Annotated in this window: 10 protein-coding genes; 7 read left to right on the top strand and 3 right to left on the bottom strand. The window is 63.0% G+C overall.

Features of this window, described 5'->3' with window-relative positions; translation table 11 throughout:
* Positions 1–7 precede the first annotated feature (7 nt).
* The 3 genes from cheB to VFU66_RS11445 all read left to right on the top strand — a co-directional run bounded on the left by cheB (position 8) and on the right by VFU66_RS11445 (position 6,768).
* On the top strand, positions 8–1,216 hold the full coding sequence (gene cheB / locus VFU66_RS11435) for a chemotaxis-specific protein-glutamate methyltransferase CheB (RefSeq protein WP_326446385.1): 1,209 nt from the start codon (positions 8–10) through the stop codon (positions 1,214–1,216).
* Positions 1,206–2,033, top strand: coding sequence for a CheR family methyltransferase (locus tag VFU66_RS11440; RefSeq protein WP_326446386.1), 828 nt, complete (start codon positions 1,206–1,208; stop codon positions 2,031–2,033). The genes cheB and VFU66_RS11440 overlap by 11 nt, the downstream gene beginning before the upstream one ends.
* 100 nt (positions 2,034–2,133) lie before the next feature.
* A complete protein-coding gene (locus VFU66_RS11445; protein WP_326446387.1) occupies positions 2,134–6,768 on the top strand; it encodes an Lhr family helicase in 4,635 nt (1,544 codons plus the stop codon).
* 8 nt (positions 6,769–6,776) lie between these two features.
* Here VFU66_RS11445 and VFU66_RS11450 read toward each other — a convergent pair whose 3' ends face one another.
* Positions 6,777–9,368, bottom strand: coding sequence for a transglycosylase domain-containing protein (locus tag VFU66_RS11450; RefSeq protein ID WP_326446388.1), 2,592 nt, complete (start codon positions 9,366–9,368; stop codon positions 6,777–6,779).
* Positions 9,369–9,389: 21 nt separating this feature from the next.
* Positions 9,390–11,192 (bottom strand): proline--tRNA ligase, encoded by a 1,803-nt coding sequence (locus tag VFU66_RS11455; RefSeq protein WP_326446389.1) that lies wholly within the window; start codon positions 11,190–11,192, stop codon positions 9,390–9,392.
* A gap of 184 nt (positions 11,193–11,376) precedes the next feature.
* Between VFU66_RS11455 and VFU66_RS11460 the strand changes: the two genes are divergently transcribed.
* Positions 11,377–12,708: a diguanylate cyclase domain-containing protein gene (locus VFU66_RS11460; RefSeq protein WP_326446390.1), complete on the top strand. Its 1,332-nt coding sequence runs from the start codon at positions 11,377–11,379 to the stop codon at positions 12,706–12,708.
* A 16-nt stretch (positions 12,709–12,724) separates the two neighbouring features.
* On the opposite strand, the gene VFU66_RS11465 is transcribed toward VFU66_RS11460, so the two are convergent.
* Positions 12,725–13,726: a KpsF/GutQ family sugar-phosphate isomerase gene (locus VFU66_RS11465; protein WP_326446391.1), complete on the bottom strand. Its 1,002-nt coding sequence runs from the start codon at positions 13,724–13,726 to the stop codon at positions 12,725–12,727.
* A gap of 170 nt (positions 13,727–13,896) precedes the next feature.
* On the opposite strand from VFU66_RS11465, the gene VFU66_RS11470 reads away from it, so the two are divergent.
* The 3 genes from VFU66_RS11470 to alaC all read left to right on the top strand — a co-directional run bounded on the left by VFU66_RS11470 (position 13,897) and on the right by alaC (position 16,351).
* Positions 13,897–14,553 (top strand): peroxiredoxin family protein, encoded by a 657-nt coding sequence (locus tag VFU66_RS11470; protein ID WP_326446392.1) that lies wholly within the window; start codon positions 13,897–13,899, stop codon positions 14,551–14,553.
* Complete coding sequence (locus tag VFU66_RS11475; RefSeq protein WP_326446393.1) at positions 14,553–15,053, top strand: protein-disulfide reductase DsbD N-terminal domain-containing protein; 501 nt, start codon at positions 14,553–14,555, stop codon at positions 15,051–15,053. The genes VFU66_RS11470 and VFU66_RS11475 overlap by 1 nt, the downstream gene beginning before the upstream one ends.
* Before the next feature lie 116 nt (positions 15,054–15,169).
* Complete coding sequence (alaC, locus tag VFU66_RS11480) at positions 15,170–16,351, top strand: alanine transaminase (protein ID WP_326446394.1); 1,182 nt, start codon at positions 15,170–15,172, stop codon at positions 16,349–16,351.
* Positions 16,352–16,373: the final 22 nt, after the last annotated feature.

A 16,373-nucleotide genomic window follows, 5' to 3' on the forward strand; every position in this document is an offset into this window, starting at 1 on the left:
CCGGGCAATGGGAATCGTGAACGGAAGGCCGCTGCGCGTGCTTGCAGCGGATGACTCGGCCGTGATGCGGGGCATCATGCACAAGCTATTCGAGCAGCACAGCAACGACGCGACGAGCGAGTTGCCGCAGATGATGCTTTGCGGCGTGGCGCGGGATGGCGTTGAATGTCTGGAGTCGGTGAAGCGGCTTGCTCCGGACGTGCTGGTGCTGGATCTGGAGATGCCGCGTATGAACGGGCTTGATGTGCTGGAGCGTCTTCGTGCTGAGAATGCCGGGCTGCCGGTGATTATGTGCAGCGCGCACACTGAGCACGGTGCTCGCTCGACGCTGGAGGCGCTGGCTCGCGGGGCGGTGGACTATGTGATGAAGCCCGGCGGCCAGCGCGATGTCAACGCGGCACTCGTGTCGCTGGCGCAGCAGTTGCTTCCGAAGATTGCCGCGCTGGCGAAGGTTGCGGGTGCGGCGGGCGGGAAGACGGTTGTGCACGTACCAGGTGCTGCTGTGCAGAAAGTTCGTCCATCAGTGCCATGTGGACAGGTCCCGATTGAGATCGTGGTGATTGGACTATCTACTGGCGGACCGTCGGCACTGGAGCAGACACTGCCGAAGCTACCCGCAGATTTTCCTGTGCCGATTCTGATTGTGCAGCACATGCCCAAGCTCTTTACGGGCGCACTGGCGGAGCGGCTGAACAAGACTTGCTCGCTGCGTGTGCAGGAGGCATACGAAGGTGCGGTTGTGCGGCCGGGCTTGATCTGGCTGGCTCCCGGTGATGCGCACATGGAAGTGGCGCCGCGCAAAACGATGCTGGGCGAGAAGACGACACGAGGCAGTCGTGTGCATTTGCATCGGCAGGCCCCGCTGAACCACTGTATGCCCGCGGTCGATTATCTTTTTTTCTCGGCTGCGCGGGTGTATGGGGCCGGTGCGCTTGCGCTGGTGATGACGGGTATGGGCTCCGATGGTCTTGACGGAGCGCGCTCTGTGCATGAGCGCGGCGGCGTGGTGATGGCGCAGGATGAGGCGACCTCTGCAGTGTGGGGGATGCCCGGCAGGGTGACGGAGGCAGGCATTGCGGACGCAACACTGCCCGTGACGGCCATTGCGGACGCATTGCGTCAGCGGGTGAGCGCGGGCCGTAGTGTGAACGCGGGCGCGTTGCAGTGTGCATTGAATGTGTCGGCAGGACATCGAGAGGTGATGCATGGCATGTAATGAGCTGGATTATGCCTATCTGCGCGAGTTGGTGAAAGCGCAATCTGCAAACACAATCGATCCGTCGCGGAACGGGTTGTTTGACACGAAGCTGACGCCGATTGCGCGCATGGCAGGAGCGCGGAGTCTGAAGGACTTCGTCGATCAGTTGAAGACGGACCGACAGGCGCACATGCATCGTGCCGTCGCCGAAGCGATGACGATCAACGAGACCAGCTTTTTCCGCGACCTGAAGCCGTTCGAGATGCTGCGCGAGAGTATTCTTCCACGCCTGATTGCGCAGCGCGCGGAGCAGCGAAGGCTTCGGATATGGAGCGCGGCCAGTTCGACCGGGCAGGAGGCGTACAGCATGGCGATGCTGCTGGCGGAACATTTTCCCGCGACGATGGGATGGGACGTGAAGATTGTCGGCACAGACATCTCGCGCTACGTGGTGGAGTATGCGCGGCGTGCACGCTATCGCAGGCTTGAGGTGAATCGCGGCCTGCCTGCGCGGATGTTAATGAAGTACCTGGAACGCGATGGCGAGGAATGGATCGTCCACGAACGTATCCAGTCGATGTGCGAGTTTCGTCAGGTCAATCTATGCGCGCCGTTGCCGGTGATGCCTCAGTTCGACCTCGTGATGCTGCGGAATGTGTTGTTGTACTTCACAAGGCAGGACCGGACGGTGGTATTCCGAGAGGTGCATCGGAAGATGGCGTCGGATGGATGTCTGGTGTTGGGCAATGCGGAGCAGGCGGAGGACTCAACGAATCTGTTCGAGGTGGAGTTCGCAGCGAACTGCTACTGCTACCGGCCTGTCCCGGTGAGCTGACGGATTTTGCGGCGCGGACGCGCACAGTTGCATCGAAAGCCTGTTCGAGCGGTTATGCTGCTAAGAACGCAGGCGAGCGATGCCACCAGGTCCGTCCAATATGCGAGAAAAGACCCGCGCACGCTCTGTGGAGAAGCGCGGCATGACGAGCGAGGCTGAGGCTGCGCTCGCGCTGTTTCATCCGGTCACGGCGAAGTGGTTCCGGGGAACGCTTGGCGCGCCGACGTCCCCGCAGACCGAGGGCTGGCCGGCGATTGCGCGCGGCGAATCTACGCTGATTCTGGCACCTACGGGTACGGGCAAAACGCTGGCTGCGTTTCTGTGGTGCATCGATCGGCTGATGATGCGCGCAGAGAGCGGCGAGGCGGCGGGATGCCGGGTGGTGTATGTGTCTCCGCTGAAGGCGCTGGCGGTGGATGTGGAGAAGAACCTGCGCGCGCCGCTGATGGGGATCGCCGAGATGGCGCAGCGCGAAGGCATTGCGGTGCGTGTGCCTGAGATCAGCGTGCGCACCGGCGATACCCCGCCAAAGGAGCGCACGCGATTCAGGCGGCATCCCGGCGAGATTCTGATTACGACGCCGGAGAGCCTGTTTCTGTTGCTGACTTCGGAGGCAGGCGAGTCGTTGCGGTCTGTCGAGACGGTCATCGTGGATGAGATTCACGCGTTGGCTCCGACGAAACGTGGTGCACATCTGGCTCTGTCGCTGGAGCGTCTGGAGGCGCTGACCGGGAGACGCCTACGGCGGATTGGATTATCTGCGACGCAGCGGCCGCTGGAAGAGGTAGCGCGGTTTCTGGGGGGCACGAGTCAGCGTGTCGGCGATGCTGGCGAGCGAAGTATGGAGAGTGGGGAAGAGGACGACTCGCTGGACTTCCGTCCTGTGGCAATCGTGAATGCGGGAGCGCGAAAGGCATTGGAGTTGCGAGTCGAAGTGCCGGTCGAGGACATGGCGCGGCTTCGTTCAGTGCAGACCGAAAACGAACAGGGCAGGAAGCAGACTTCGATCTGGCAGTCGATTTATCCGCGACTGTTGGAGATTGTGCGGGAGCACAAATCGACGCTCATCTTTGTGAATGCGAGGCGGACGGCGGAGCGCCTTGCCGGTGCGCTGAATGAGCTTGCGGGCACGCCGGTGGCGCGTGCGCATCATGGGTCGCTGGCGGCCGCGCAGCGCACGGAGATTGAGTCGCTGCTGAAGGCAGGAGAGATTCGGGCGCTGGTGGCCACGTCTTCGCTGGAGCTGGGCATCGACATGGGTGCGGTGGACATGGTGGTGCAGATTGAAGCGCCGCCTTCCGTCGCCGCGGGGATGCAGCGGATTGGGCGGGCCGGGCATCAGGTGGGCGCGCCTTCGAGCGGAGTGATCTTTCCGAAGTATCGTGCGGACCTGGTTGCATGCGCGGCCGCGACGCGCGCGATGCACGAAGGGCATGTGGAGGCGACGCGGTATTTGCGCAATCCGCTGGACGTACTGGCGCAGCAGGTGGTGGCGGTGGTGGCGCATCCTCCTGCTCCCGCCGGTGAAGCGAGATGGGGCGGCGACGGTCCGGGGATCGGTTACGAAGTGTTGTATGCGCTGGTACGCGGCGCGGCTCCGTTTGCGGCGCTTAGTCGCGGCGCGTTCGATGGCGTGCTGGACATGCTCTCTGGCCTGTATCCGTCGGACGAGTTTGCGGAGTTGCGGCCGAGGATCACATGGGACCGTGAGCGGAACTGGATCACGCCACGCAGCGGGGTCAAGCGCATTGCAATCCTGAATGCGGGAACGATTCCCGATCGCGGGATGTATGGGGTATTTCTCGCCGGAGAGAGAGCCAAGCCGGTGCGCGTGGGTGAACTGGACGAGGAGATGGTCTTTGAGAGCAAGCTTGGCGAGGTGTTTACGCTCGGTGCCTCTTCGTGGCGGATTGAGGAGATACTGCACGACCGCGTGCTGGTTTCGCCTGCTCCGGGCGAGGCGGGAAAGATGCCGTTCTGGCACGGCGATCGGGCGGGGCGTCCGCTGGAATTTGGAAAGAGAATTGGCGCGCTGGTGCGCGAGCTGCGTGAGATGCCGCAGGGCGCGGCCATGGCGCGGCTGACGACGGAGCACGATCTCCAACCGGGCGCGGCCGAGAATGTGCTGCGGTATCTCGGCGACCAGGCGCTGGCTACGGTTGTTGTTCCCGATGATCGCAACGTTGTGATTGAGCGTGTACGAGACGAGCTTGGTTTCTGGCGCGTGTGCGTGCTCACACCGTTCGGCAGCAGGGTTCATGCACCGTGGGCGATGGCTGCGGTGGCGAAGATTCATGCGGGTGGCGGCCCTGACGTGGAGACGATGTGGAGCGAGGACGGGTTTGTGCTGCGCTTTCCCGACACGGATGACCCACCTGCCGTAGCGCCGCTGTTGCCGGGCTCGGACGAGGCTGCGGAGTTGGTGATGCGGCAGTTGGGTGCGACTTCGCTGTTCGCGGCGAAGTTCCGTGAGAGTGCGGCACGCGCATTGCTGCTGCCGAGACGACGGGCGGATGGGCGAACTCCGCTGTGGCAGCAGCGAAAGCGCGCGTATGACCTGCTGAGCGTTGCGAGCCGGTATGCTTCGTTTCCGATCGTGCTGGAGGCTTACAGGGAGTGCTTGCGCGATGTGTTCGACATGCCTGCGCTGATGGAGACGCTTAATGCGATAACGAGTGGCGTGCTCAAGGTGCATACGGTGGATTCGCGGACGCCATCGCCGTTTGCGTCCGCGCTGTTGTTCAGCTACGTGGCGAACTATATCTATGATGGCGACGCTCCGCTGGCGGAGAGGCGGGCACAGGCGCTCTCGATTGACCAGGAACAACTCCGTGAGCTGATGGGCGATGCCGATCTGCGCGAGCTGCTGGATGCCGATGCGATTCAGGAGACGGAGCAGCAGTTGCAGTGCATGGCTGAAGGCTATCGCGCACGAAACATAGACGGCGTGCATGACTTGCTGCTGCGGTTGGGAGATCTGTCGCGCGATGAACTGTGTGCTCGTTGCGAAAGCGGTGAGGTCGCCGAGAGTGTGGACAAACTGCTGCGCGCCCGGCGTGTGCTGGAGGCGCGGATTGCAGGCGATGCGCGGCTGATTGCGGTGGAAGATGCGGCTCGGTATCGTGATGGGCTTGGGATCGCGTTGCCTGCTGGACTGCCTGCGGCGTTTCTGGAGCGCGCTCCGGAGGCGCTGGTGGATCTGTTGCGGCGGTTTGCGCGAACGCATGGACCATTCGCGTCGCATGAGGCGGCGGCGCGGTTTGGTCTAGGGGCGGAGCGAGTGGAGGCGGTGCTGCATCGGCTAGCGCAGTCGAGCCGCGTGGTCGAAGGAGGCTTCCGGCCAGGCGGCGTACATCGGGAGTGGTGCGATATTGACGTGCTGCGTACGGTGCGGAGAAAATCTCTGGCGTTGTTGCGCAAGGAGGTCGAGCCGCTTGAGCAGCGGACACTGGCCCGACTGGTTGCGCGCTGGCAGGGAGTCGTACAACCCAGACGCGGACTCGATGCGCTGCTGGATGCGATTGAAACGCTACAGGGAGCGCCGCTCGCCGCGTCCATTCTGGAGACGGAGATTTTGCCTGCGCGCATAGCGGGATACAAGGGCGCTGATCTTGACATGCTGGTCGCGGCCGGCGAAGTAGTGTGGTGCGGGCTCGATCCGCTTGGCGAGCGTGATGGGCGGATTGCGCTTTATCTGGCGGAGAAGCTGCCTGTACTTTGGAACGCGAGAACGAGTGATCAAGCAGCAGAGAATAGTGAGCGGGAAGACGCTATTATTGCGTGTTTGCGAGAGCGCGGTGCGTTGTTCTTTGCGGAGCTGCACGAGAGTATTGGCGGCGGGTATCCCGGCGAGACGGTGGATGCGCTTTGGTCATTGGTCTGGAAGGGCCTGGTGACGAACGATGGCATGGCTGCGCTGCGGGCCTACTGCGAGCGTCCTGAGGCGAGCAGGACTGCGCGGAGGAAGCATGAGCAGGGCGCGGCGGGGTTTCGATCGCGGAGGACCACGCCGCCCGCAGCGCAGGGCAGATGGGCTCTACAGAAGACAGCGTTCGCCGAGGGCCGGTCAGCGACCGCGTGGAGTCACGCGATGGCGCAGCAGTTGCTAACGCGCTATGGCGTGGTGTTCCGCGAGACCGCGCACGCTGAGGGCCTGCCCGGCGGATTTTCTGCAATCTACGACGTAATGAAGGCGCTTGAAGAGAGCGGCAAAGTAAGGCGGGGGTACTTCGTCGCTGAACTGGGAGCGACGCAGTTCGCTCTGCCTGCCGCCGTGGAGTTGTTACGGTCTTTGAAAGCCGATGGACGTGCGCGGAGCGACGGGGGCTGCGTGGAGATGGTGCAACTGGCGGCAACCGATCCGGCGAACCCTTACGGCGCACTGTTGCCATGGCCCGCAACGGATGCGGGCGCTTCGTTGACGAGGAGCGTTGGGGCAAAGGTCATCCTGTGCGATGGCGCTCTTGTGGCCTATCTACGCAGAGAGAGTCCGAACGTGCAGATGTTCCTGCCCGAGGAGGATCCGCTGCGATCGCAGGCGGCGCGCGCACTGGCCGAATTTCTCGTGAAGCAGGTGCGCGAGCGGAGCGAGGAGGGAGACGTGCGCGCGGGAATGCTGATTGCGACCGTCAACGGTACGCCGGCGGCGAAGCACTGGGTGTCGAAGCTTTTACTGGGTGCAGGATTCTCGGCGGGTGCAAAGGGACTTCACGTGCGCAAGCGCGGCAACGCCTGAGGGCGCGTTTACTGCGGAGGCGGTTCCTGTTGCGGCTGCTGCTGGTTGTTCTTGTTGCCTCCGCCGCCGAAGATCTTCTGGAAGATGTTCTTCTTTTTTTGCTGGACGGGCTGAGCGGGCTCGGCGGGGAGCGCCTGATTGGGCGGCTGAGCGGGCGCGTGCGGAGTTGCAGGCGGCGCGGACTGTGGCTGAGCCGGTGGCTGCGCGTTGTCCTTGTGGCCGCCGATGCCGAAGATCTTTTCGATGAAGTTCTGCGGGCTCTCGGTCATCTGGCTGCAGGTGTTGACCGGGGCAGTGCCGTCGAGGAAGGCGACGGTCATCGTGTTGTCGGGGCAGCTTGAGTTGGCGAGCAGGTTGGTGGTCTTGTCGATCGTGGCTTCGGTGATGCCGGACGGAGGCGTGAAGGATTTCACGTCGGAGTACTGCGGCAGCTTGATGGCACGGTTCATGAACTCGGCCCAGATGGGCGCCGCCGCGTCGGCTCCTTGAATTTTGAGGTCGGTGTAATCGTCGTTGCCCACCCAGACGATGCAGAGCAGGTTCGAGGTGTAGCCGGCGAACCATGCGTCATGTTCGGTTCCCGTCTTGCCTGCGGCTGGGGCCGTGAATCCATGTGCGCGCGCGGCGAGGCCAGTGCCGTGGTTCATCACATCTTCCATCATCGACTGGGTGAGGAAGGCGACGCGCGGGTCGAGCACCTGGCGTGCGTCCGGCGCAAAGTCGGAGACGATGTCGCCGTTGGAGTTGCGCACGGAGGCGAGCATCCATGGAGTCAGGTGAACGCCGTTGTTGGCGAAGACGGTGTAGGCCCCGGCCAGTTCAAGCGGCGTCGCACCATAGGCCCCGATGGCTGCCGACGGTGTTCCTTCGACGGAGGTGAGGCCCGCGGAGCGTGCCAGCGCAGCCACATTGCCGAAGCCAACCATCTGAGCCAGCGAGATGGTGGCGATGTTCAGCGAGTGAACGAGGGCGGTGTCCGCCGTAACCATGCCTGGGTACTCGCCCTTGACGAAGTTGCCGGGCGTGTAGGGCTTGCCGCCGAACATGAAGGTGGTCGAGTCGTCGTTGAGCTGGGTGAGCGCGGTGAAGACGCCGCCGGTGTCGCCGAGCGCGGTGCCGTTGAGGCTGGTGTTGTAGGCGGCGGCATAGACGAACGGCTTGAAGGTCGAGCCCGTGGGGCGTTTGGCGATGGCGTGGTTGAGCTGCGATGCGCCATAGTTGCGTCCGCCGACGAGTGCCAGGATCTGGCCGGTGTGCGGATCCAGCGCGATGAGAGCGACCTGAGGATAGCTGAACGGCTTCTCGACCTGGCCTTTGCGCGGGCGGTGCAGTTTGCGGACAAGCTCATCGATGCTCTTCATGCCCACCTCGACGGCCTCGGTAGCGGCGCGTTGCAGGTCGGGGTCGAGTGAGGTATAGATGCGCAGGTTCTGATGTGCGAGGTCCTGGTCGCCGATGCGCTGCACAAGCTGGTCGTGGACGAGATCGACGAAGTAGGGAGCCTCGCTGGCGTCGATGTTAGGCGGTGCGAGGTGCAGCGGCTCGGCCTTGGCGACGGTCGCTTCCTGCTCAGTGATGGCCCCGGTCTCGACCATCGAGTCCAGCACAAGGTTGCGCCGCGCCATCGCGCGCTCGGGATGACGGTACGGGTTCAGGCGGCTGGGGCTCTGGATCATCCCTGCCAGCAGAGCGCACTGGGCCGTGTCGAGCTGGCGCAGGGGCTTGCCGAAGTACGTCTGGGATGCCTCGCCGAAGCCGTTGATGGCGTAGCTGCCGCGCTGGCCCAGGTTGATCTCGTTGGCGTACATCTCGAAGATCTGCTGCTTGCTGAAGCGGGCCTCAAGCTGGAAGGTGATGAGGACTTCCTTGGCTTTGCGGATGAGGTGCTTTTCCGGAGAGAGGAAGAAGCCGCGCGCAAGCTGCTGGGTCAGGGTCGAGCCGCCGCAGCTCATGTGGTGCGAGAGCACATCCTGCACGGCGCACTTGGCGATGCGGACGTAATCGACGCCGGAGTGCTCGAAGAAGCGGCGATCTTCAATGGCGGTGACGGCCTGCACCATGCGCGGAGGAATGTCGCTGTAGCTGACCATGCGGCGCTTGGTGCGGTTGGCGTCTTCGGAGAGTGCGGTGATGAGCTGCGGCTCCAGCTCGTAGCCGCTGAGCGCCGCGCCGTTCTCCGCCGTAATGCTGGTGACGACGCCTCTGGAGGTCCTGATGGTGGCGCCGTCGGTCGAATGATAGCTCTCGGGGCCGGGCTTGATGAAGATGCTGTCGCCGGTCAGGTTGTAGGTGCCGAGCTTCGGGTTGACGTTGTAACCGGCACGGCGCAGGTCGGCGGCGATGGCGTCGGCGGTCAGCTTCTGGCCGTCGCGCACCTGCTTGGGTGCGGCATAGATCTGCGAGACGCTGGCGAAGAGGTGGCCGGAGGCCAGACGGTCGTCCACGACATGCTTGTAGTGGATGTAGTAGTAGCCGAAGACCGCAACGCTGGCCACAGCGCAGCCAAGCAGCAGGACGAGGAACGCGCGCAGGACGCGATAGCCGAAGGGTGCTTCCGATGCACCACGGGTGCTGCTGCCGTATTTGAGCTTGACTGCCAAAATCCTCTTTCGTTTGGACGGTTAGAGTGCTGCCGCCGCGAGCGAGTTGTGCAGCGCCGATGTTACCTTGCCGGAGACCTGTGCGGCCACATCATTCAGGGGCAGGTTTTCGGTCAGGTTCTCCAGTCGGTTAACAAATTCAACCTTACCCTCAGCTACCCCTCGTCCGATATTGATTCGATAGGGGATGCCGACGAGGTCGGCGTCTTTGAACTTCACCCCAGCGCGCTCGTCCCTGTCGTCGAGCAGGACGTCCAGCCCGGCGGCTTCGAGAGCAGCGGCGACCTGCTCTCCGGCAGCGAGCAGCGAGGCATCGCCGACGTTCGTGATGGTGACGACGACATGGAACGGGGCGATGGCCGGATGCAGTGCATAGGACGCGCCTCCGCTGGCGGCGGCTGAGCTTTCGATGGCGGCTGTCAGGATGCGCTCGATGCCGATGCCATAGCTGCCCATGATGGGCGTGACTTCCTTGCCGTCGCGGTTCAGTACGCTTGCGCCCATGGACCTGGAATACTTATAGCCCAACTTGAAGATATGGCCGATCTCAACTGCTTTAGCGACCTTTAGCGGCTGGCCGCTAATGGGGCAAGGCTCGCCCTCGTTGACGTTGCGAATGTCGGCTGCCTGGGTCCAGGTGAAGTCGCGGCCGGGGGTGATGTTGCGGAAGTGATAGTCGAGCTTGTTCGCCCCGCCGACCATGTTCTTGCGTCCTTCGAGTCCCTTGTCGAGAATGACCGTCGTGGCGCGCGGGTCGCCTTTGGCCGCAGGCAGGACTTTGAGGCCGATGGGGCCGAGGTAGCCTGCTGGACCTTCAAAGTAAAGAGCGAGTTCTTCGGCGACCATGGGGCGCAGTTCGGAGACGCCCGCTACGGCGCAGAGCTTGGTCTCGTTGACGAAGTGGTCGCCGCGCAGAAACGCGATGACGGGCACCTCGACGGTCTTGTCGTCGGAGGACGTGTTCCGGCCCATATAGGCGACGGTCTTGATGTCGGATGCCGGGGAGATTTTGAAGAACTCGGCCACGTCGGCGATGGCGGCCTTGCCGGGGGTGTGGACCAGCTCGGGCAGGCCGTCGCCTGTGGGTTCCATCTCGGTGACGGGCGGCAGTTGCGAGGTGGCCTTTTCGAGGTTGGCAGCGTAGCCGGAGGCGCTGGAGGCGATGAGGTCTTCGCCCGCGTCGGTGTAGACCATGAACTCCTGCGAGGCGGAGCCGCCCATCGCGCCGGAGTCGGCTTCAACCGCAACAAATTGCAGGCCACAGCGGGTGAAGATGCGGCGGTAAGCCTGGTCGTGCTTCTTGTAGCTCTCGTCAAGCCCGGCTTCGTCGATGTCGAAGGAGTAGGCATCCTTCATGATGAACTGGCGCACGCGGAGCAGGCCGGACTTGGGGCGCGGCTCGTCGCGGAACTTGGTCTGGATCTGGTACCAGATCTGCGGGAGCTGTTTATAGCTGCGCAACTCTTTGCGGGCGATGTCGGTCATGATCTCTTCATGGGTCATGGCCAGGCAAAGCTCGGCGCCCTTGCGGTCCTTCAGGCGAAACATGTTGTCGCCCATGCCGGTCCAGCGGCCGCTGGCCTCCCAGACCTCTTTGGGGTTCAGGGCTGGCAGCAGAAACTCCTGTCCGATGCGGTCCATCTCTTCGCGCACGATGGCGATGATCTTGTTGACGGAGCGGTTGCCGAGGAAGAGATAGCTGTAGATACCCGCTCCAAGCTGGCGAACGTAGCCTGCGCGCAGCAGGAGTTTGTGGCTGGCAACTTCAGCGTCAGCAGGGGCTTCACGAAGGGTCGGGATAAAAAGCTGGGACCAGCGATGCATGGGCAAACAAACACTTTCCGGCCGGCTGCGGTACTTCGCGCAGGCTTTTGGGGGATGATAGTTCATTCTAACCGGAAGCCCGGGAGCCGATGCCGGCCTCGGATTCTTTCCAGAGGCCGAAGGATTTTTATGGATGGTTTCTGCAAAGATGCAGGATAATGCAATATCGCAAGCCTGTTGAGGCGTGCTTCGAGGCCGAACCCACGCAGAGATCTCCGGAACGAAGAAGCATGATGCCCTGATGAACTATGCCTTTCTGCCCGATCTGTCTGCGCTGACGATTCTTGTCGTCATCCTTTTTCTGCTGCACCGGCGGCATCCGCACAAGCAGGCGGACATCTGGCTGCTGGGCCTGTTTTTTACGCTGGTGGAGGCGACGGCGCACACGTTCTATGCTCCGGGCAGGATTCCGGAAGCCGCGCTGCACGTCATCGTGCTCGATTGCTACGCGCTGGCGGGTCTCATCTTCAACTGGGGCGCAGGCGAAGAGGGACGCTCGCGGCGGACGCAACTCCTGTACGTCGGCCTGAACGCAGTTCCGCTGCTGGCCGTGACCACGACCTATGGCCTCAACATCCGCGTGGCCGGACCGTATTTTCCCGCCATTGCGGCAGGGCTGGTTATCGGCGTGGTGTCGTCGGCCTACCTGCGGCGAAGCTGGATCTACGCGGTGCTGTATGCCGCGGGCTGGCTGGCCGTGGGGCTGCTGGTGCATCACGGATATATCCGCCACGCGGTGTACTGGAGCATCTGCTGCGTCTACTCGATTGCGGCGTTGAACTTTCGCAAGCGGCTGCCACGGAACAGTACCGGCAGGCTGGCGATCCTGACCGGCTTCACCATCTGGTCGCTGTGCTTCTTGTTGCATCCGTGGATTGTGATGCATCGCGGATACGCCGACCTGGCCTCGCACGTGTGGAACATGCAAAAATCGCTGATCTCGATTGGGATGATTCTGGTCATGCTGGAGGAGCAGGTCAGGAACAATCAGTGGCTGGCGCTGCACGACGAACTGACCGGCCTGCCCAACCGACGCCAGTTCACAGAGCGGCTGGCCGGAGCGATGGAGCGTTCGCGGCGCGAAGAGGGAAGGCTGGCCGTCTTTCTGTTGGACCTGAACGGCTTCAAAGAGATTAACGACGAGAATGGGCACCAGGCTGGGGACCATGTATTGCGCGAGATGTCGAACAATCTGCGCGAGTGCTCGCACTTCTTCGACAGCGTGGCGAGGCTGGGCGGAGACGAGTTCACCATGGTCGCCTGTGACCTGACGCCGGGCCGCTCGGTGCATTTCTTCGAGGACATGATCCAACGCGCGGTGGAGCGTCCCATCGTGCTGGATGGGCGGCCTATCGTGATGACGGCCTCGCTCGGCTTTGCGATCTATCCGGACGATGCTGTGGATGCTTCGCGGCTGCTGAGGATCGCGGACCAGCGGATGTACCGGCTCAAACACCGCGCGACGAGGGCGAGAATCGAGATGGAACCCGGCTTGGTTGAGACTCCTCCCGCTTAGTGGCGCCGCTCGTTGCCTATATAAGCTGAAGCGTCCAGAGATCGTGCAGATGGATGACGCCCTCAGCCCGTCCCTCGGGTGAGACGACAACCAGCGAGGTGATCTTGCGCTCTTCCATCAGCGCCAGCGCCGACGAGGCAAAGGCTGCGCCATCGATGGTGATGGGGTGCGGATTCATGATCTCGCCCGCCGTGCGTTCGAGCGCGTGCGGCCCGTCCCGTTCGAGCAGGCGGCGAAGGTCGCCGTCGGAAACCATGCCCGCCAGCCCGCCGCTGTCGAGCACCGTCGTCATGCCGAGTTTCTTGCGCGACATCTCGTAGATAACCTCAGGCATGGGCGTGGCAGGCGAGACCTGCGGCAGCGCGTCGCCCGAGTGCATGAGGTCGCGGACGCGGGCAAGCTGTTTGCCGAGCCGCCCGCCGGGATGCAGGTCAGCGAAGTCTTCGGCCCGCCATCCACGACGGCGGCTGACTTCGAGCGCCAGCGCATCGCCCAGCGCGAGCATCACCGTGGTCGAAGCAGTCGGGGCGAGGTTGAGCGGGCATGCCTCCGCCGAGACGCTGGTGTCGAGGAAGACATCGGCCGCCTGCGCAAGCGTGGAGGTGGCACAGCCTGAAAAGGCGATGAGCTTTGCCGCGAGGCGCTTGATGGCAGGGATGAGGCGGAGAAGCTCCTCGGTCTCTCCACTGGCAGAGAGGGCGACGACGGTGTCTCCGGCAGCAACCATGCCCAGGTCGCCATGCAGCGCCTCGGCTGCGTGGAGAAAATACGCCTGCGTGCCGGTGGAGCGCAGGGTCGCGGCAATCTTGCGGGCGATCAGGCCGCTCTTGCCCACGCCGGTGACGATGATGCGTCCGCTGGCAGCAGCGGCCTGAATCAGCAGGTCGCAGGCCCGGTTGAACGGTGCGAGCATGGTTGTGTCGAGCCGGCTGGCCAGGGCGTCGAGCGCGGCAGCCTCAACGCGGACAAAGCCGGACGGGAGCGTGGGTTCGGGCGAAGATGAGGCTTGGCTGGGCATGATTCGAGAACATGACGATGCTAGCAGAGCGCAGCGTCCGAACGGTTCGGCGTGCGGCAGGGAATTCGAGGCTCGGTGTTGAAAACAGGCATTTGGGCGCTTCGTGCGTCTAAACTGGAAAGAAAGAGTTACAGGCAGAGCGCGGCAGGCTTGCCGAAAGGATGTTTCAAGTGAAGCGCAGAGCTTTGGTGCTGGGTGTGATGATTGTCGGCATTGCGCTGATGGTGTGGGCCGGGGTGCATAACCTGCGCGCGCGGCGGCTGGCGATGCAGAAGGCGCAGGAGAATCACGTCGAACTGATTCCAGGTTCGGCGGGACAGCCGGGCAAGGTAGACGAGAGCGACGCAGACGATGAGGGCGAGGAGCCGAGTCTGCGCGGCAAGGTCGCTCCGGCGTTTTCGTTGACCACGCTCGACGGCAAAAAGGTCTCGCTCGCCGATTACAAAGGCAAAGCTGTGCTGGTCAACTTCTGGGCGACGTGGTGCGGGCCGTGCAGGATCGAGATGCCGTGGTTCCAGCAGTTCCAGAAGCAGTATGCGGATCAGGGCCTGGTGATCCTCGGGCTCGTAGACGACGTGGACGCGGGTGACGCTGCGATTGCGAAGGTCGCCGGGAAGGCAGGCGTGACCTACCCGATTCTGCTGGCGGACGGCAAGGTGCAGAAGGCATACGGCGGTGTGGACGTGCTGCCGATGTCGTTCTATGTGGGACGAAACGGCGTGATTGTGGAGGAGACGGCAGGACTGGGGCCGAAGGACCAGATCGAAGCGCACATCAAGGCGGCGCTTGCTTCGAGCGCGTCCGGGGCTCCGTCAGGAGGTCAGTGATGCGATGGCGACTGGCAGTTGCTGGATGGGCGATGGCGGCAGTTGGCGTGTCTCCGGCGATGTTTGCGTTCCAGGCGGGAACGCTTCCTCTGCCGGCTCCCGCGCTGAAGTCCTATGTGTTGTATGTGGCTGAAGACCACGACGTGCACGCAGGCAAACGGACGGTGCTGGAGCTGCACTTTCGCGTGGCCGACGGCTACCACGTGAACTCGCATACGCCGAAGTCGGTGCTGCTGATACCGACGGATGTCGTGTTGCAGCCTGCGGCGGGCATCTCGGAGGAGACAGCAGAGTATCCGGCGGGGAAGAACTACAGCTTCAGCTTCGACCCATCGAATAAGCTGAGCGTTTATACCGGCGACTTCGTGGTGAAGGTGCCGGTGGTCGCTACCGCTGGCGCGCACACCATCAGTGGCAAGCTGCACTACCAGGCCTGCGACCACGCGGCGTGCTATCCGCCACGCGACCTGCCGGTGCAAATCATCTTTACCGCACGCTGACTCCGCACCCGGGTGATACACAGCTTTTGAACAGTTTTGTGCGAACGGCCATGCGCCCCGGGCTGTGCGCCGATGGCATGATGGATAGAGACGACTGAACGGAGCACCAGAGACAGATGGATGAGTTTAGAAGGCTGACACGGCTGCCGGCGTATGTATTCAACATCACCAGCGAGTTGAAGGCGGCGGCCCGCAAGCGCGGCGAAGACATCATCGACTTCGGCATGGGCAACCCCGACGGCGCCACGCCGAAGCACATCGTGGACAAGCTGATCGAGGCCTCGCAGAAGACGGCGACGCACCGCTACTCGCTCTCGCGCGGCATCCCGCGCCTGCGCAAGGCCATCTCGAACTGGTACAAGACGCGCTACGACGTGGACCTCGACCCCGAGACCGAGGCGATTGTCACCATCGGCTCGAAGGAGGGCATTGCGCACCTGTGTCTCGCGGTGCTCGACGATGCCGACACGGTTGCGGTGCCGAACCCGAGTTACCCCATCCATATCTACGGACCGGTGATTGCCGGGTCGAAGGTGCAGAGCATCTCCATCGACGGCGCTGGCGCGGACGCGCTGCTCGAAAAGCTGGAGCATAACCTGCCGCGTATGCAGCCGCGACCGAAGCTGCTGATCCTCAACTTTCCCGCGAACCCTACGACGCAATGCGTGGAGCTTTCCTTCTTCGAGCGCGTGGTGGCGCTGTGCAGGGAACTGGGCATCTACATCGTCCACGACCTCGCTTATGCCGACATCGTCTTCGACGGCTACCGCGCGCCCAGCGTGCTTGAGGTTCCCGGTGCGAAGGACATTGCAGTCGAGTTCTTCACACTCTCGAAGAGCTACAACATGCCCGGCTGGCGCGTGGGCTTCATGGTTGGAAATAAGAAGCTGGTGGCTGCGCTGGGGCGCATCAAAAGCTACTTCGACTATGGGACGTTCACGCCGATTCAGGTGGCCTCGATTGCCGCGCTCGAAGGCCCGCAGGAGTGCGTCGCAAAGATCCGCGACAACTATCGTTCGCGGCGCGACGTGCTGGTGGGCGGCCTGAACAAGCTGGGCTGGCCGGTCGAGCTGCCAAAGGCGACGATGTTTGCCTGGACACGGATTCCCGAACAATACCGCAAGCTCGGCTCGGTCGAGTTCTCAAAGAAGCTGCTGCTCGAAGCCAAGGTTGCGGTGAGCCCCGGAATCGGGTTCGGAGACCACGGCGACGGACACGTGCGCTTCTCGCTCATCGAAAACGAGGAGCGAACCAGGCAGGCGCTGCGCGGCATCAAGCAGATGTTCAAGAACGGATAGGATTGCGCTCCGGAACATCTGC

Origin of the sequence: Edaphobacter sp., from assembly GCF_035763405.1 — a bacterium.
Classification (GTDB): Bacteria; Acidobacteriota; Terriglobia; order Terriglobales; family Acidobacteriaceae; genus Edaphobacter.

Coding starts and splice junctions, on each gene's coding strand:
- cheB (WP_326446385.1), top strand. CDS start 8: ATGGGAATCGTGAACGGAAGGCCGCTGCGCGTGCTTGCAGCGGATGAC.
- VFU66_RS11440 (WP_326446386.1), top strand. CDS start 1,206: ATGGCATGTAATGAGCTGGATTATGCCTATCTGCGCGAGTTGGTGAAA.
- VFU66_RS11445 (WP_326446387.1), top strand. CDS start 2,134: ATGCGAGAAAAGACCCGCGCACGCTCTGTGGAGAAGCGCGGCATGACG.
- VFU66_RS11455 (WP_326446389.1), bottom strand. CDS start 11,192: ATGCATCGCTGGTCCCAGCTTTTTATCCCGACCCTTCGTGAAGCCCCT.
- VFU66_RS11465 (WP_326446391.1), bottom strand. CDS start 13,726: ATGCCCAGCCAAGCCTCATCTTCGCCCGAACCCACGCTCCCGTCCGGC.
- VFU66_RS11475 (WP_326446393.1), top strand. CDS start 14,553: ATGCGATGGCGACTGGCAGTTGCTGGATGGGCGATGGCGGCAGTTGGC.
- alaC (WP_326446394.1), top strand. CDS start 15,170: ATGGATGAGTTTAGAAGGCTGACACGGCTGCCGGCGTATGTATTCAAC.